Consider the following 16,906-nt stretch of genomic DNA (forward strand, 5'->3'; position numbering starts at 1 on the left):
GTGGGAGCAACTGTCTTTAGAAATTTATTTTCAAGCGTGCCATTCGGGCAGGGCTTCGCTCGATACCGCGTAGCGGTGTCGTTGGCGAAGCCCGCATTTGTAGAAAATCGATCCTCGTTCGTGATCAGGTTGCGGGTACCTGAGGCTTGAGCTCTTTCCACTCCGTTCCGTCACGCAGCATTGCGTTCAGGCGCACCAGCAACACGCGCATGCACGCCACTGCGGCAACTTTTGCGCACTTGCCTCGGGCTATCAGGTCTTCATAGCGGGTTCTAACTTCTGGGACATGCTGGATCATTGACCAGATCGACATGTAGGCCGCCTTGCGGACTCTGTAACGCCCGCCTTCGATCTTCCTCGGGCCACTCTTCTTGCCGCTGTCTTTGTTGTACGGCGCTAACCCAGCCAAGGCTGCAATTTCGCGCCCCGTCACGCGTCCCAGCTCAGGTAGGTAGGCCATGAAGGTGCCACAACTGATGACGCCAATCCCTTTCACAGACCTTAGCCGCATGGCTGTCGTGCGATCCAGCACGTTCGAGGCGCGCTCAATCGCCTTGTCCAAAGCCTTAATCTGATCATTCAGGTAAGCGACATGCTCGGTATAAACGGTAATGGCCGTAACTGAAGTGGTTTGTTTCATCCGACGCTTGTCATCATCCCGATGCTGGACAAGATTGCCACGGAGTTTGATGAGCTCTCCCAGTTCATCCCGATCTTGATTAGGCTCTATCTGCGGCAAGTCCTCGAAATCCCTGGCAAACCGCGCCAGCATCTGGGCGTCGATCTTGTCAGTCTTGGCAATTTTGCCCATGGCACTCGCATAGTCCCGACAGCGCTTGGGGTTGACCCTGATGACGTTCAAACCCTCCAGTCGCAAGGCTTTGAATACGGCTCGTTCATAGCCACCAGTGGCTTCCAGCAAGACCCGTTCGACCTCAAGCTCGTTCAGGCATGCGATCAGTTGCGCAAAGCCCTCTGGGTCATTCCTGACCTGGAACTGGGGAATACTTTCAGGAAGAAAGCCCACATCCAGAGTCGCTTTCGAAACGTCGAGACCAACGAAGTAGGAAATCATCGCCAAGCCCTCTTACACTCAAGAAGTGAGAGCACTCTGACTTAGCCCTAGCTTGTGACTACGAGTTCGCCACTCATTCAACTGTTCGGGCTTAGGTCAGAGTGAGAGGTGGATGGCGACTAGGCTCCCACTCGTGCTTTAGAGCACATCTGGCTTTCAGTCTGCCATCCACTGCTCTCACCCTTTCGAGTTTAAGAGACCTTGAAGACACAAGCTGGCTTGCCGGCGAAAGGCCCGCAAAGCGGGCCCCGGTTCTGTGGCAAACTGTTCCCGCCAAGGAGAACCCCATGCCCAGACCCCGCTGCGAGCGCTGCCAGCGCCCGCTCGACCATTGCCTCTGCTCATTGATCCCCGCGCTCGACAGCCGTACCCGCGTCATCCTGCTGCAGCACCCCAGTGAAACCGCCCATGCCCTGAATACCGCCCGCCTGGCCGCTCTTGGCCTGAACAACGCCGAGTTGCGGGTAGGCGAGGTGTTCGAGGACTTGAACGAATTGCTGGCGACTCCCGGTTACCGGCCGGCCCTGCTGTTCCCGGGCGACGACGCCCAGGAGTTGGTGGCCTATGGCGAGACGGACGACCAACCCTTGTTGTTGATCGTGCCCGACGGCACCTGGCGCAAGGCACGCAAGCTGCTGTACCTGAACCCATTGCTGGAGGCGTTGCCGCGAGTCACCCTGGGGGCTGTCGCGCCTTCACGCTACCGCTTGCGCAAGGCGCCGGAGGCGGGGGCGTTATCGACTATCGAGGCGGTGGTGGGAGCGCTGAACGCGTTGGAGCAGCCTGCCTGTTTCGATGCGCTGCTGGCACCGTTCGAGGCGTTGATCGAGGGGCAGATCAGGGCCATGGGTTTGGAGACGTTCCAGCGTAACCATGGTGAGGGGTGAGGAGTGAGGTGGCAGTGAAGGCCCTATCGCCGGCAAGCCAGTTCCCACAGGTGCAGCGGCAGGGCTGAAGTTTGTGTTTCTACAGCTGGAACACAAAGGGTGAAGCTTGTGTTGTACCTGTGGGAGCTGGCTTGCCGGCGATGGGCCGCAAAGCGGCCCCGGCTATCTCGAACCCGATCAACGCATATCAGGCAAACGTGCCTCGGTGCGTACTTCGGTGGTAGCCAGCGCTTCCGGTGGCAGCGAAATACGTTGCTTGGTCAACAGCTCGCCCATGGTCGCCAGCACGCGGTAGCGCGAGAACTCCTCGGTATAACGCACCTCGGTGTAGCGGCGGTCGGCGTTGTACAGCTCGTTTTCACTGTCGAGCACGTCGAGCAGGGTACGTTGGCCCAGGCCGAACTGGTCCTGGTAGGCGGCACGCACGCGCTTGGTGGTCTCGGCGTATTCACGCGCAGTCGGCAGCTGCTTGCTGGCGTTGTTCATGGCGTTCCACGCCAGGCTCAGGTTTTCGGTCAGCTCACGCAGGGCGTTGTTGCGGATGTCCAGGGCCTGGTTGATCTTGTGCGCGTCGGACTGCAGGCGAGCCTTGTCGCTGCCGCCGCGGAACAGGTTGTAGTTCATCTCCACGCCGGCTTGCCAGTCGTTGTTGTTGTGGCCTTTCTCGCCACCGGTGTTGTTGTTGGCACCGGTAGCCAGAATGGCGTCGAAGCGTGGGTAGAAGGTCGACTTGGCCACTTCGTATTGCTGCTCGGCAGCATTGACGTCAGCCTGCGCAGACTTGATGTACGGGTTGTTCTGACGCATGCCGTCGCGGGCTTCATCGAGGGTGCCAGGCACCTCGCCCTTGATGGACTGCGGGCTTTCCAGCTCGTCCGGCATGCGGCCGACGACGCTGAAGAAGTTGGCCTCGGCATCGGCCAGGTCGACTTCGGCGGTGTCCAGATTGTTTTCCGCCAGGGCGCGACGTGCGCGGGACTGGTCAAGGTCGGCGGTGCTGCCGACGCCGCGCTCGTTGCGCAGGCCGATCTGGTCGTTGACGCGCAGGTGGGCTTGCAGGTTGTTCTTGGCCAGAGTCACCAGTTCACGGCGCTTGAGCACTTCCAGGTACACCTCGACTGCACGCAGGGCGACATCCTGGGCAACGGCCTGGGTGTAGTAGGCGCGGGAGGTGGAGACCGCTTCGGTGCGGCCCACTTCATTCGAGGTGTTGAAGCCGTCGAAAATCATCTGCCGCAGGCGCAGCTCGGACTGGGTGTAGTTGAGGGTTTCCTTGTTGTGGTTGCCCTCGGCACGAGTCGTGGTGTTGTCAGATCGCTGGCGGCCATAGCCGGCAACCAGATCCACGGAAGGGTAGTACCCACCACGCGCAAACTTCACATCTTCATCGGCAGACAGCTTGCTGTTGCGGTTGGAGCTGACCTGCGGGTGGTAGTCCACGGCGCTCTGGACAGCCTCTGTGATCGACATCGCCTGTACGTTGGCACTCGCCAGGGCCAACAATAATGCACTGGTGATGGGGTTCAAAACGCGCATGGTACATCTCCCTGATCTTGGAATTGATCCTGCTAATCGCCAAAAAAATGACGATAAAGTTATTTCATATAGTGTTGCAGGTTTTTAATAACACAGCTAAGTACATTCAACGCGATAGACAAGAAGATTTATTCATAAAAAATTGCCATAACCTAAATAAATTATCTAACAGGCTCGCAGATGAACACTGGAAATGGCGGCGAGAAACTCCATTAAGGCCAATGAATACAGGGCTTTAACCGAGTTCCAGAATCATTTCGGCTAAGGGAAGCACGAATTAGGCGAAAGTGATATTTGGCGACAAAATATTGTCACTTTGGCTTGTGCAGGGTTTTCTGGCTGAGGATATACAGGCTTACCAGGACGGCACTGGACAACATGAAGATACGTGCCCAGAACAGGGGGACCAGATAGCACGACAGACCGATGCTGGCCCACATCAGGCCGATGGCGTAGACCTTGCCCTTGAGGGGGATGCCTTCACCACTGAGGTAGTCACGGATCCATGGCCCGAGCTTGGGGTGATGGACCAGCCAGTGGTGAAAGCGCGGCGAGCTGCGGGCAAAGCAGGCGGCCGCCAATAGCAGGAACGGGGTGGTGGGCAATACCGGCAGGAATATCCCCAACACCCCCAACGCGACGCTGAGCCAGCCGGTGGCCAGCAGCAGGTAGCGCACAGGCGACTTAGTGGTGACGTGGCTTGAGCAGTGCCGGCTTTTCGTCAGGGGCATGCAGCAGCAGGAACAGCGCCGTCAGTGCTTCGGGGATCTGTACGATCATGTCGTCCTGCAGGTTGGCGTTGCTGGCGATGTCGGCGAACTCCGGCTGCTCGTCGAACAGGCCCGAGCCGACCATGATTGGCAGCAGCATCTCGCTGACTTCTTCCTCGGCGTTCTCGAACCAGGCCTCTTCACGCAGGAATACGCCTTCCATGAAGCCGATGCACCAGCCGCGCAGGTCGGAATCGTCTGGCTCTTCGGTCAGGTCGAGGTCGCACGGCAGCTCGAATTCGTCGTCGCTGGCCAGCTGGCGGGCGATGTGCGCTTTCAGCGCCACCAGGGTGGCCTCGATCTCGGTGCGTTGAGCGTCGCTGGCGTAGTGCGGCTCTTCGGCGAACAGGGCGTCGATCCATTCGCGCTCGGGCACTTCCTCGGCATTGATCGACAGGGCGGTGAGGTAGCCGTGGGCGGCGACATAGTCCAGCGCTTCTTCGTGCAGCTCGTCGGCGTCGAGGAAGGCTTGCAGGCGGGTCAGTTGCTCGGCGAAGGACATTACAGGGCTACCTTGGGGAATAAACGATAACGAATTCTAGCACCTTGCGACGGCAGCGGGGTAAAGGGAACGTCTATCGCCGTGGTGCCCTGCGCGGGGCGGTGCTGCGGTATACTCCGCGATTTTTCATCCAGGGGCAGGGTTTGCCGGCCGCCTGGCAAAAACCGCTTACGCATTTGGCGTGTGCGGGGCGGGTTTTTCGTCCAGCCTGTATCCGGGATGGTACGGCGATTTGTGGAGTTGCACATGCTCGAACAGGCTCAGCGCGTTCTCAAGGACATCTTTGGCTACGACAGTTTCCGCGGGCGCCAGGCAGCGATCATCGACTGCGTGGCCAATGGCGGCGATGCCCTGGTGCTGATGCCCACCGGCGGCGGCAAGTCGTTGTGTTTCCAGGTGCCGGGGCTGCTGCGCCCGGGCCTGACGGTGGTGGTCTCGCCACTGATCGCGCTGATGGACGACCAGGTCGCCACGCTCGACGAACTGGGTGTGCCGGCCGCCGCGCTGAACTCCACGCTGACCCCGGAGCAGCAGCGTGACCTGGCCGGGCGCCTGCGCCGTGGCGAAGTGAAGATGCTGTACCTGGCGCCGGAACGCCTGGTGCAGCCGCGCATGCTCGACTTCCTGCGTGATCTGGATATCTCGCTGTTCGCCATCGACGAGGCCCACTGCGTGTCGCAATGGGGCCACGATTTCCGCCCCGAATACCTGCAACTGGGCCAGTTGGCCGAGCTGTTCCCGCATGTGCCGCGCATCGCGCTGACCGCCACCGCCGACATGCGCACCCGTGAAGAGATCGTCCAGCGCCTGCACCTGCAAGGCGCCGAACGCTTCCTGTCCAGTTTCGACCGGCCCAACATCTTCTACCGCATCGTGCCCAAGGAGGCGCCGCGCAAGCAGCTGATGGCCTTCCTCGGCGAGCGCCGCGGCAACGCCGGTATCGTTTATTGCCTGTCACGCAAGAAGGTCGACGAAACCGCTGCCTTCCTCTGTGACCAGGGCTTCCCGGCGCTGCCGTATCATGCCGGCCTGGCAGCCGAGACGCGCGCGGCCAACCAGCACCGTTTCCTCAACGAGGAAGGGCTGATCATGGTCGCCACCATTGCCTTCGGCATGGGCATCGACAAGCCGAACGTGCGTTTTGTTGCCCACCTTGACCTGCCCAAGTCGCTCGAGGCGTACTACCAGGAGACCGGCCGTGCCGGCCGTGACGGGCTGCCGTCCGATGCCTGGATGGCCTACGGGCTGCAGGACATGGTCATGCTCAAGCAGATGCTGCAGAACTCCGAAGGGGACGAGCGCCACAAGCGCATCGAGCAGCACAAGCTCGATGCCATGCTGGCCCTGTGCGAAGAAACCCGCTGCCGCCGCCAGTCACTGCTGGCCTATTTCGACGAAACCCTCGAGCAACCGTGCGGGCACTGTGACAACTGTGTCGACCAGGTGCAGACCTGGGATGCCACCGAGCCTGCCCGCCAAGCGCTGTCGGCGGTGTTCCGCACCGGCCAGCGCTACGGCGTCGGGCACCTGGTCGACGTGCTGCTGGGCAAGGACACCGAAAAGGTGCGCAATTTCGGCCACGAAAAACTCTCGGTTTTTGGCGTCGGCAAGGGGCTGGCCGAGGTCGAGTGGCGTTCGCTGTTCCGTCAGCTGGTGGCGCGCGGCCTGGTCGACATCGACCTGGAAGGCTACGGTGGCCTGCGCCTGTCCGACAGCTGCCGGCCGCTGCTGCGGGGCGAGGTGACCTTGCAGCTGCGCCGTGACCTCAAGCCGCAGACCACCGCCAGGACGTCGTCGTCCAGTGGCGGCAGCCCGGCCAGCCAGCTGGTGCGTGCCGAAGAGCGCGACCTGTGGGAAGCACTGCGTACCCTGCGGCGCAAGCTGGCCGAGGAGCACAGCGTGCCGCCCTATGTCATCTTCCCCGACTCGACGCTGCTGGAGATGCTGCGTAGCCAGCCGGTCAGCCTCAGCGACATGGCCCAGGTCAGCGGCGTGGGCGCGCGCAAGCTGGAGCGTTATGGCCAGGCCTTCCTCGAGGTGCTGAACAATAGCGGTGGCACTGACGAAGCACCGAAAGTAGTGCTCGACCTGCGCCACGAACTGGTCAGCCTGGCACGCGCCGGCATGACCCCGGCGCAGATCGCCGGCCAGCTCAACTGCAGCGAGAAGAACGTCTACAGCCTGCTGGCCGAGGCGCTGGGCCGCCAGGAACTGAGCCTGGAACAGGCCCTGGACCTGCCGGAAGACCTGTTGATGGAAGTGCAGGATGCCTTCCTCGATGGCGAGGGCGAGCTGCCACCGGTGTCTGCGATTGCGCCGCTGTTCGGGGGACGGGTGCCGGAGGGCGTGCTGTACTGCGTGCGGGCTGCGCTGGCGGCCGAGTTCGAGTTGTAAGTGGTGACAGGATCGAAGGCAGAACTGCCGTCTGCTGACCTTTGTCATGTTTTTTGACGATTATCGAACATTCCAGGGTGCCCGAGCCTTGCCTCGTGGGGCGGGCCATGGTTAGCTGCCTAATAATTAGATCTATTCAATGAGTTGCTTATGCCCCTGACCGACAACCAACACCGCTTCGGCATGCAGCTGGCCCAGATGTCCCGGGGTTGGCGTGCCGAGCTGGACCGCCGCCTGGCCGGGCTCAACCTTTCACAGGCGCGCTGGCTGGTGTTGCTGCACCTGGCCCGTTTCGAAGAGGCCCCGACCCAGCGTGAGCTGGCCCAGAGCGTGGGCGTCGAAGGCCCGACCCTGGCACGCCTGCTCGATAGCCTGGAAGCGCAGGGGCTGGTACGCCGGCAGGCGGTGCTGGAGGACCGACGGGCGAAGAAAATTGTGCTGTGCCCGCCGGCCAAGCCGCTGATCGACCAGATCGAGACCATTGCCAATCAACTGCGGGTAGAGCTGTTCACCGGGGTGGATGAGGCGGAGCTGCAGGTGTGCATGCGGGTGCATGCCAAGATCCTGGCCAACCTGGAGAAATCCTGAGGGGGGTTGGGGCCGCTTTGCGGCCTGTGGGAGCGGGTTTACCCGCGAAGAATGCAACGCGGTGTATGGCACCGGCTTCGCCGGTGTTCGCGGCTAAAGCCGCTCCCACAATGTGTCCGGCACCTAGAAGGTATGCCCAAGGTTCAGGTACACCGCCTGCTCATGCGCACTGTTGGCACCATAAGTGAAGTTCAAGGGCCCCAGCGGCGTCTCCAGCCCCAGGAAGATGCTCGCCGCATTGATGTACCCACTGTCGAACTCGTTGTCGTTGTTCCACGCCCGCCCTCGCTCCAGCGACCCGCCGATGTACAGCGGGAAGTCCAGCGGTACGTAGGCCCGTGGTGTCAGGCGGCGGTAGTAGACCATGCGCATCAGGCTCACGTTCTGCCCCGACACCGAGTCCTGGCGGAAGCCTGACAGCTCCCGCGCGCCACCCAGCACGAAGCTCGACGTCACCACCTCGGTATCATCCAGCGTGCGCCCGTAGCGCCCGCCCAGCACGAAGGTGTTCGGCCCGCTGCTGATGGCCTTGTCCAGGTTGAACATCCACTGACGGTAATCCTGGTCGGAATCCAGAGACTGGTCGTACTTGCGCAAGGTCAGGCCGATGTCCTCGCCGCTGTGCGGGAAGTACACGTTGTCCAGGGTGTCGAACGAGTACTTCAGCTCGTAGAAACCTTCGTTGAAACTGACCTTGGGCAGGTCCTGGTCGCCGATGCGCACCTCGGCCTCTCCCCAGGCCTTGCCCACGCCCAGGCGCACTTCACCGTTGGTACCGATCTGCCGCCCCACGTTAAGGCCAAAACCGTAACGCTCCAGGCGGTACTCGGCCACCGGGTCGTTGTCCAGGGTGGCTTCGATGTTCTGCGAGCTGAAGTCCAGGTACGGTGCGATGAAGTAGCGCGAGCCCACGTCCAGCGGCTGGTAGAACTCGCTGTACAACTCCTGCTGGTCGCCGATCTGGCCACGGGTCAGCCATTCGGCGCCGAGGCTGTTGATGCCGTTTACCCGGTAGCTGGCGCCCAGATTGAAGGCGCTGTCGCCGCGCAGGTCGTCCGACAGGTTCAGGCCCAGGCGCAGGTAGTCGGTGCCACCGCGTCGGCCCCGGGCGTTGATCACCAAGGTGTTGTCGTCGCCCTTGTGCACCACGCGGTACTGCACCCGGTCGAAGTAGTCCAGGCCGTACAGCGTGCCCATGTCGGTCTGCAGGCGGCCTAGCTCCAGCGGCGCACCGATCGGCTGGCGGATGTACGAGCGGATGACCTCGTCGCTGACCTTGGAGTCGTTCTCGATCCTGATCGCGGTTATCGTTGGCGTGCGCTGGCGTGGCGAGCGGGCCACGGCCAGGCTGCTGTCACCTTCGGGCTGGCGCAGGGCGACAAGGCGCGGGTCGAGCAGGCGGGTGGCGCGGTAGCCGGCCTCGATCATTTCCCTGGCGCGGCCAAAGTCGGTGACGCCAAAGGCGGTCAGCGGTGGCTGGATGAGAATGTCGTCACGGTGCAGGCTGGCCAGTTGTTCTTCCGAGTTGCGCCGGGTCATCAGGGTGATCGACTGGTTGAGCACGTCGACCACCGTGGCCAGCTGCTTGCGGTCACGCAGCGGCGTGCCGATGTCGACCACGATGGCCAGGTCCACACCCATTTCGCGGGCGACGTCCACCGGGATGTTGTCGACCATGCCGCCGTCCACCAGCAGCCGGCCGTCCAGCTCGACCGGGGCGAACACCGCCGGGATCGACATGCTGGCGCGGATCACCTGGGGCAGGTGGCCACGGCGGAACACCACCTTTTCGCCACTGGCAATGTCGGTGGCCACGGCGCGGAAGGGGATTGGCAGCTTGTCGAAGTCACGGGTGTCGGCGGTGTGCGCCAGCTTGCTTTCCAACAGCAGCGCCAGGTTCTGGCCCTGGATCACCCCCAGCGGCAGGCCCAGGCTGCCGTCGTCGCGAAAGCTAAGCTTCTGTTTGACCAGAAAGTCGCGGTCATCCTGCTTGCGCCGGAACGGTACGTCCTTGCGCGGCGGGGCATCGGACAGCGCCTGTTGCCAGTCGAGGGTGGTGGCAAGCTTTTCCAGCTCTTCGACGCTGTAGCCAGAGGCATACAGGCCGCCTATCACCGCCCCCATGCTGGTGCCTGCGATAGCGTCGATGCGTACCCCCTGTTCCTCCAGGGCCTTGAGCACACCGATATGGGCCAGGCCGCGGGCCGCGCCCCCTGACAGCACCAGGCCAACCTTGGGCCTGGCCGGTTCGGCGGCGAATGCTGTGAAGGAGGAGAGGGTGAGCAGGAAACAGAACAGCAAACGGCGCATCGTGAGTCTCAAACCGTGGGCTAAAGACCGCTAGTATAAGCGGCCCCTCATCTGGAGATGCCTCACCATGGCTGACAGCAAACCGGAAATTGTCATCACGTATTGCACCCAGTGCCAATGGCTGCTGAGGGCCGCCTGGCTGGCCCAGGAACTGCTCAGCACCTTTGCCGACGACCTCGGTCGAGTGGCCCTGGAGCCTGGCACCGGCGGTATCTTCCGCATTACCTGCAATGGCGTGCAGATCTGGGAGCGCAAAGCCGACGGTGGCTTCCCCGAAGCCAAGGTGCTGAAGCAGCGGGTGCGCGACCAGATCGACCCGCAGCGTGACCTGGGTCACAACGACCGCTGAATCAGGCGCTTTCGGCCAGTGGCCGCTGCCTGGGCGGTTGTTCGGCGGCCAGGCGGCTGGAAAGCACGATGGCGAAGATGATCAGTGCACCGCCCAGCAGCATGCGCAGGGTGGGGGTTTCGGCGAACACCACCCAGGCCACGGCGATGCCGTAGACCGGTTCCATGCCGAACACCACGGCGGCGGTGCGCGCCTTGATCACCGACAGGCTGGCGACGAACAGGCTGTGCGCCACGCCGGTGCAGAAGATGCCGAGCAGGGCGATCCACAGCCAGTCCATGGTGGCTACGCCGGCCAGGTCCGGCGCCGCGAACGGCAGCAGGCACAGGCCCACCACCAGGTTCTGCCACAGCGCCGCCTGCACTGCAGGCAGGCGGCCGGAGCCGGCGCGGTTGGTGAGTGACAGCAGGGAGAACAGCAGCCCCGACAGCAATGACCAGAGCAGGCCACCGGTGGCTTCACTCGCCAGGTCGAATGCCGGCGTGACCAGTACCAGGCCGATGCTGACCAGCAGTACCAGCAAAGCCTCATTGCGGCGGATGCGTTCGCGGAACAGCAGGCCCTCGAGGATCACGGTAAAGGCCGGGAAGCTGGCGAAGCCGAGGGTGGCGATGGCCACACCGGCAACCTTTACCGCGATGAAGAAGCTGACCCAGTGGCCGGCCAGCAGCACGCCACCGAGCAGCAGGCGGCGGGCGTCCTGGCCGCTCAGGCGTTGCCAGCCCGGGCCGGCCAGGCTGGCGAACAGGGCCAGGGCGAGCACGGCGAAGGCGGCGCGGCCGAAGACGATGATCGCCGGGCTGGCGCTGGCGGCCAGTTTGCCGAAGACGCCGGTGAGGCCGAAGAACAGCGCGCCGATGTGCAGGGCGCCGAGGGCGGTGCGGTGGTTCATGGGTGGTCCTTGCTCAAGATCTCTACTGGCTGTGCCGGCCTCTTCGCGGGCATGCCCGCTCCCACGGGTACTGCACCGCTTTTGAAGCCTGTGCAGCACCCGCGAAAGCGCCGGCACAGGCAAAGTGTATAGGCACAGGCAAAGGCGGTCTGTCGCAAGACTGGCGTCAATTGTCGCCAGACTCTCGCCGCAAAGCCAACGGCGTACACCCGAACGCCCGCAACATCGCCGCCGAAAACGCACTTTGCGAGCTGTACCCCACCTGCGCCGCAATCTCCCCCATCGGTAGCAAGGTCTGCATCACCAGCCGTCGCGCTTTGAGCAAGCGCCGCTGGCGAATGTAGTCCATCGGCGTCATCCCGCATTCCGCAGTAAAGCGCGCATGCAGGCGGGCGCTGGACAACCCGGCGATGCGCGCCAGGTCAGCCACTTGCAGCGGGTAGGCGGCATGCCGCTCGATATGTGCATCGAAGGCGGCATAGGGCAGACGCTGGCTGGCTGTGACGCTGGCGGCCGCCGTGGGGTTGAGGCTGGCCAGCAGCAGCGCTGCCCCTTGTCGGGCAATCAGCGGGTCGTGCATGGGGCTGGTCGCCAGCCAGTCCACCAACTGTTGCTGGCGCTCATCCAGGCCCAGGGCGGCGGGGCGGTCGAGCAGGCGGCGGCTGGCATCTGCATGTTCGCCCAGTTGCTCGCGCAACCAATGGTCCCCTGGTACATCCAGCACCAGGCAATCGCTGCCGCCATCGCTGGCGCAGGTGTGATGGGCGCCCGCCGGTACCACGATCAACCCCTGTCGATCGATCCCTGCGCCATGCCCCTGCACCTCGAAGTCCAGGCGACCGCGCAGGCCGAACACCAGTTGCGGGTGTTCGTGGCTGTGGGCGATCAGGCTGTCGCGGTAATGGCGCAGCGAGAGGATCGGGCCGGCGGTCATGGGGAGAGGCGTCCTCGCAGGGCAGAGGCGCATTGTGCCTCATTCCTCGCGGTCCATCACTCGTAACGGTTTTGCCACCGATCTGTCATCCGCGCCTGCCAGTCTCCAGCAAACTGCGTCGGAGCCTGCCCATGACCCATGCCGAACTGTCACGTCCCTCGCGCAAGCAACGCGTGCGTACCCTGTGGATTTCCGATGTGCACCTGGGCACCCGCGACTGCCAGGCCGAACACCTGTCGCAGTTCCTCAAGGGCTACCAGGCCGACCGTATCTACCTGGTGGGCGATATCATCGATGGCTGGAAGCTGCGCGGTGGTATCTACTGGCCTCAAGCCCACACCAACGTGATTCGCCGCCTGTTGACCATGAGCAAGCGGGGCACCGAGGTGATCTACGTCACCGGCAACCATGACGAATTCCTGCGCCGTTACTCCAGGCTGATCCTCGGCAACATCCAGCTGGTGGACGAGGCCGAGCACCTGACCGCCGATGGCCGCCGCCTGCTGGTGATCCATGGCGACCAGTTCGACGTGATTACCCGTTACCACCGCTGGCTGGCGTTCCTCGGTGACCGTGCCTACGAATTCACCCTGGTGCTCAACCGCTGGCTCAACCACTGGCGTGCCCGCTATGGATACGGCTATTGGTCGCTGTCGGCGTACCTGAAGCACAAGGTCAAAGGCGCGGTGAACTTCATCAGCGACTTCGAGGATGCCATTGCCCACGAGTGCACCCGTCGCGGTTTTCATGGGGTGGTGTGTGGGCATATCCACCATGCCGAGATTCGCCAGGTGGGGGAGGTGGAGTACCTCAATTGCGGGGATTGGGTGGAGTCGTGCACGGCGCTGATCGAGCATTGGGATGGCACGATCGAGTTGTATCGGTTGGCCGAGGCACAGGCGCGGGAAGCGCAGGCAGCGGCGGCGGTGCGCGAACCGGCGTAGGGCTTGAGGGCCGCAAAGCGGCCCCAAAAAATCTACAGGCTGATCTTGCCCAGCAGGATATCCCTGAACATCACGAAATCCCCGATCAGGCTATACAGCGGATGGGTAAAGGTTGCAGGCCGGTTCTTTTCGAAAAAGAAATGCCCGACCCAGGCAAAGCCGTAGCCGAACACGGGCAAGGCCAGCAGCAACAACCATTTGCCACTGCCGATGGTGTAGGCCAGCAGGGCTATCACCAGGCTGGTGCCGACGAAGTGCAGGCGGCGGCAGGTGGGGTTGCTGTGCTCCCCCAGGTAGTAAGGGTAGAACTCGGCAAAACTGCGAAACTGCGCTGTGCGGTTCATGACAGTGCTCCGGGATTAACACTTCTGGACAAGATGCACGGCGTGGAGCCTGATTCGAGTCTAGAGTGACTGGCGAAGCCTATCAGTGACAATAGGCGCCAATTGAATATCCTTGGGGTTCACCGCAGGAGCGGTCAGCATAAGAAGCCTGTCATGAGCGAAAGAACCACGTCAGCCAGCTGGGCATCAGGGATCGTGAAGGCACTCGAACTGGAAGGGCTGGACTGCCGGGCCATGTTCAAGCAGCTGGGGCTGGATTTCGCTGCCCTCGACGACCCCGACGCGCGCTTCCCCCAGGACTCCATGACCCGGCTGTGGCAACTGGCGGTAGAGCTGTCGGGCAACGAGGCCATAGGCCTGAACATGGCGCGGGTGGTGCGCCCGGCATCGTTCCATGTGGTGGGTTATGCGTTGATGTCCAGCCGCACCCTGGCCGAAGGCTTCGAGCGCCTGGTGCGTTACCAGCGCATCATTGCCGAAAGCTCCGACCTCAGCTTCGTCCTCGGCCCCGAGGGCTATTCGCTGATTCTGACCGTACACGGCGACCACTTGCCACCGACCCGGCACAGCGCCGAAGCATCGCTGGCCTGTGCGCTAGCGCTGTGCAGCTGGCTCAGCGGTCGGCCGGTGCAACCGCGCCGGGTGCTGGTGCAAGGGCCGCAGCCAAAGAATATCGAACCCTACAAGGTGGCGTTCCATTCGCCGCTGGTGTTCGGTGCGCCGCACGATGCGTTGGTGTTCGAGCGCGCCGACATGGAGGCACCGCTGCCCACCGCCAATGAAGCCATGGCGATACTGCATGACCGTTTTGCCGGCGAATACCTGGCGCGTTTCTCGGAAAGCCGGGTCACCCACCGGGTGCGCCAGGTATTGTGCCGCATCCTGCCGCAGGGCGAGCCCAAGCGCGAAACCCTGGCCCAGGCCCTGCACCTGTCGCAGCGCACCTTGCAGCGGCGGCTGCATGAGGAGGGCACCAGCTTCCAGACCCTGCTTGACGACACCCGCCGCGAACTGGCCGAACAGTACCTGGCGCAGCCGGGCATGACCCTGCTGGAAACCGCCTACCTGCTGGGTTTTGCCGACCCCAGCAATTTCTACCGTGCGTTTCGCCGCTGGTTCCATGTCACGCCCAGTGAGTACCGCGCCCGCCTGGGCGCCGAGCCCGAGGTGGTCAGTGGCGCCAGAACGCCGGCATGCACAACACTAGCACGGTGATGATTTCCAATCGGCCGAGCAACATGCCGCTGGCGAGAATCCACTTGGCAGCATCCGGCAGCGTGGCGTAGTTGCCCGATGGGCCGATCACTTCACCCAGGCCCGGCCCCACACCCGAAACCGTACCCGCAGCGCCGGTCAGGGCGGTCATCCAGTCCACGCCAAGCAAAGACAGCAGCAGCGCCATGACGCAGATGGTGATGGCGAAGAAGAACGAGAAGGTCAGGATCGAGCGCACGATTTCTTCGTCGAGGCGGTGGCCGTTGTACTTCTGCTTGATCACCGCACGTGGGTGGATCAGCTGATTGAGGCTGGCCTTGAGCAGGATGTAGGCGACCTGGAAGCGGAAGATCTTGATACCACCAGCCGTCGAGCCGGAGCAGCCACCGACGAAGCCCAGGTAGAAGAACAGCATCAGCGAGAAGTTGCCCCACAGGCTGTAGTCACCCAGGGCGAAGCCGGTGGTGGTGACCACCGAGGTCACGTTCAGCGCCACGTGGCGCAGGGCGTCGAGCCAGTGCAGGTTGGTGGTGGCCCAGTACCAGGTGCCGAGCACCAGCCAGGTAACCACCAGCATGCCCAGCAAACCCTGCACCTGCTGGTCGCGGATCAGTGCCTTGCGGTTGCCGCGCAGGGTCGCCACGTGAAGGGTGAAGGGCAGGCTGCCGAGGATCATCACCACCACCGCGACCCAGTGCACGGCCGGGATATCCCACTTGGCCAGCGACTGGTCGGAGGTGGAAAACCCGCCAGTGGAAATCGCCGACATGGCGTGGTTGATCGCATCGAACGGGCTCATGCCGGCCCACCAGAAGCCCAGCGCGCCCACGATCGAGAAGCCGACGTATACCCCCACGATCGACTTGGCGACCATGTGCGAGCGCGGCATTACCTTCTCCGAACGGTCGGATGATTCGGTCTGGAACAGGCGCATGCCACCGATGCGCAGCAGCGGCAGGATCGCTACCGCCATGCCGATGAAGCCGATGCCGCCGAGCCAGTGCAGCATCGACCGCCACATCAGGATGCCCGGTGACATGTTGTCCAGCCCGCTGAGTACGGTGGCGCCGGTGGCGGTGATGCCCGACATGCTCTCGAAGAAAGCGTCGGTGTAGCTGATGTGCTGGGTCAACAGGAAAGGCAGGGCGGCGAACACGCACACCACCAGCCAGCTGCTGACGGTCAGCAGGTACATGTCGCGCGGGCGCAGGTGCACATGCTCGGGGCGACCCTGAAGCACCAGGGCCAGGCCGGCGATGAAGGTGATCAGGCTCGACCAGAGGAACGACGGCATGTCACGGGTGCGTTCGAAGATCACCAGGGTCGCCATGGGCACGGCCATGCTGACGGCGAGGGTAATCAGGAAGATGCCGATGATGAAACCAATGATCCTTAAGGTCGGCAACGCCATGTGATCTGCTCTGACTCGAAACGGAAGGGCGCCATTCTACCTATGGGTCTGGTGATGTAAACGCTAGAATGGCCGCACATTTACCTGCCAGGAGGGTAGCCGATGGAGGCTCTCGACGCATTGCTCAACCGTGTTTCCGTGCCACGCCTGACCGACCCGGCGCCCAATGCCGCCCAGCGCGAGGCGCTGTTCCAGGCCGCCCTGCGCGCCCCGGACCACGGCCAGCTGCGGCCGTGGCGCTTTCTCACCATCGAAGGCCAGGGCCGCGAGAAGCTGGGTGAGCTGTTCGCCGAAGCGCTGCAGCACAAGGGGGATGCCACCCAGGCAGCCCTGGACAAGGCCCGCGCCATGCCCCTGCGGGCGCCGTTGCTGATCGTGGTGATTGCCAAGCTGCAGGACCACTTCAAGGTGCCCAAGTCCGAGCAGCGGCTGGCGGCGGGCTGTGCCGCGCACGGCATCCTGATTGCGGCGCATGCGCAAGGTATCGGTGCGGTATGGCGCACCGGGGACATGGCTTTCGATGCCCATGTGCACAAGGGCCTGGGGCTGGCCGCGAACGAGGAGCTGATCGGTTACCTGTATGTGGGTACGCCGCTGACCGAGCCGCGCACCGCGCCGATTCTGGAAACTGCTGATTTCGTCAGTGCCTGGGGCGAGTAACGCAGCCTTGGGCTGATTGCAGTCTCAAGGCAGCCGGCCTCTTCGCGGGCCTGCCCGCTCCCACAGGTACTACACAGGCCTTGAAGGCAGTGCTG

General features: G+C 63.1%; 16 protein-coding genes. 7 read left to right on the plus strand and 9 right to left on the minus strand.

The window, feature by feature from the left end:
• Positions 1-124 precede the first annotated feature (124 nt).
• On the minus strand, positions 125-1,075 hold the full coding sequence (locus ACLCGK_RS19435; RefSeq protein WP_410951390.1) for an IS110 family transposase: 951 nt from the start codon (positions 1,073-1,075) through the stop codon (positions 125-127).
• Between the two features lie 287 nt (positions 1,076-1,362).
• Here ACLCGK_RS19435 and ACLCGK_RS19440 point away from each other — a divergent pair, with 287 nt between their 5' ends.
• Complete coding sequence (locus tag ACLCGK_RS19440) at positions 1,363-1,962, plus strand: tRNA-uridine aminocarboxypropyltransferase (protein ID WP_410952708.1); 600 nt, start codon at positions 1,363-1,365, stop codon at positions 1,960-1,962.
• 177 nt (positions 1,963-2,139) lie between these two features.
• On the opposite strand, the gene ACLCGK_RS19445 is transcribed toward ACLCGK_RS19440, so the two are convergent.
• The 3 genes from ACLCGK_RS19445 to ACLCGK_RS19455 all read right to left on the minus strand — a co-directional run bounded on the left by ACLCGK_RS19445 (position 2,140) and on the right by ACLCGK_RS19455 (position 4,770).
• Positions 2,140-3,498 (minus strand): TolC family outer membrane protein, encoded by a 1,359-nt coding sequence (locus tag ACLCGK_RS19445; protein ID WP_397461313.1) that lies wholly within the window; start codon positions 3,496-3,498, stop codon positions 2,140-2,142.
• 311 nt (positions 3,499-3,809) lie between these two features.
• Positions 3,810-4,175, minus strand: a complete 366-nt coding sequence (locus ACLCGK_RS19450) for a YbaN family protein (RefSeq protein WP_003259078.1) — start codon at positions 4,173-4,175, stop codon at positions 3,810-3,812.
• Positions 4,176-4,182: 7 nt separating this feature from the next.
• Positions 4,183-4,770: a YecA family protein gene (locus ACLCGK_RS19455; protein ID WP_013973687.1), complete on the minus strand. Its 588-nt coding sequence runs from the start codon at positions 4,768-4,770 to the stop codon at positions 4,183-4,185.
• 246 nt (positions 4,771-5,016) lie between these two features.
• On the opposite strand from ACLCGK_RS19455, the gene recQ reads away from it, so the two are divergent.
• Together recQ and ACLCGK_RS19465 are read left to right on the plus strand one after the other, a co-directional pair.
• The gene (recQ, locus tag ACLCGK_RS19460) at positions 5,017-7,164 is read left to right on the plus strand and encodes a DNA helicase RecQ (RefSeq protein ID WP_410952709.1); all 2,148 of its coding nucleotides are present in this window, start codon (positions 5,017-5,019) and stop codon (positions 7,162-7,164) included.
• A 150-nt stretch (positions 7,165-7,314) separates the two neighbouring features.
• Positions 7,315-7,752: a MarR family transcriptional regulator gene (locus ACLCGK_RS19465; protein WP_013973685.1), complete on the plus strand. Its 438-nt coding sequence runs from the start codon at positions 7,315-7,317 to the stop codon at positions 7,750-7,752.
• 123 nt (positions 7,753-7,875) lie between these two features.
• Here the strand turns inward: ACLCGK_RS19465 and ACLCGK_RS19470 are convergent, their stop codons facing one another.
• Positions 7,876-10,062, minus strand: coding sequence for a patatin-like phospholipase family protein (locus tag ACLCGK_RS19470; protein ID WP_013973684.1), 2,187 nt, complete (start codon positions 10,060-10,062; stop codon positions 7,876-7,878).
• 67 nt (positions 10,063-10,129) lie between these two features.
• Between ACLCGK_RS19470 and ACLCGK_RS19475 the strand changes: the two genes are divergently transcribed.
• Entirely contained in the window at positions 10,130-10,411 is a 282-nt protein-coding gene (locus ACLCGK_RS19475) for a SelT/SelW/SelH family protein (protein WP_003259082.1), read from the plus strand.
• A gap of 1 nt (position 10,412) precedes the next feature.
• On the opposite strand, the gene ACLCGK_RS19480 is transcribed toward ACLCGK_RS19475, so the two are convergent.
• Positions 10,413-11,303: a DMT family transporter gene (locus ACLCGK_RS19480; RefSeq protein WP_410952710.1), complete on the minus strand. Its 891-nt coding sequence runs from the start codon at positions 11,301-11,303 to the stop codon at positions 10,413-10,415.
• A gap of 166 nt (positions 11,304-11,469) precedes the next feature.
• Positions 11,470-12,237, minus strand: a complete 768-nt coding sequence (locus ACLCGK_RS19485; RefSeq protein ID WP_410952711.1) for an AraC family transcriptional regulator — start codon at positions 12,235-12,237, stop codon at positions 11,470-11,472.
• Between the two features lie 131 nt (positions 12,238-12,368).
• Here ACLCGK_RS19485 and ACLCGK_RS19490 point away from each other — a divergent pair, with 131 nt between their 5' ends.
• On the plus strand, positions 12,369-13,181 hold the full coding sequence (locus ACLCGK_RS19490; protein ID WP_410952712.1) for a UDP-2,3-diacylglucosamine diphosphatase: 813 nt from the start codon (positions 12,369-12,371) through the stop codon (positions 13,179-13,181).
• 32 nt (positions 13,182-13,213) lie between these two features.
• On the opposite strand, the gene ACLCGK_RS19495 is transcribed toward ACLCGK_RS19490, so the two are convergent.
• Positions 13,214-13,525 carry a DUF962 domain-containing protein gene (locus ACLCGK_RS19495; protein ID WP_015271286.1) on the minus strand — a complete coding sequence of 104 codons (312 nt, stop codon included), beginning with the start codon at positions 13,523-13,525 and terminating at the stop codon, positions 13,214-13,216.
• 153 nt (positions 13,526-13,678) lie between these two features.
• Between ACLCGK_RS19495 and ACLCGK_RS19500 the strand changes: the two genes are divergently transcribed.
• Positions 13,679-14,740, plus strand: coding sequence for an AraC family transcriptional regulator (locus ACLCGK_RS19500; RefSeq protein ID WP_410952713.1), 1,062 nt, complete (start codon positions 13,679-13,681; stop codon positions 14,738-14,740).
• Here the strand turns inward: ACLCGK_RS19500 and ACLCGK_RS19505 are convergent.
• Complete coding sequence (locus tag ACLCGK_RS19505) at positions 14,697-16,151, minus strand: TrkH family potassium uptake protein (RefSeq protein ID WP_410952714.1); 1,455 nt, start codon at positions 16,149-16,151, stop codon at positions 14,697-14,699. The two genes, ACLCGK_RS19500 and ACLCGK_RS19505, sit on opposite strands and share 44 nt — an antisense overlap.
• Before the next feature lie 102 nt (positions 16,152-16,253).
• Here ACLCGK_RS19505 and ACLCGK_RS19510 point away from each other — a divergent pair, with 102 nt between their 5' ends.
• The gene (locus ACLCGK_RS19510) at positions 16,254-16,811 is read left to right on the plus strand and encodes a nitroreductase family protein (RefSeq protein WP_013973676.1); all 558 of its coding nucleotides are present in this window, start codon (positions 16,254-16,256) and stop codon (positions 16,809-16,811) included.
• Positions 16,812-16,906: the final 95 nt, after the last annotated feature.

This window comes from Pseudomonas sp. S1(2024), assembly GCF_046557535.1.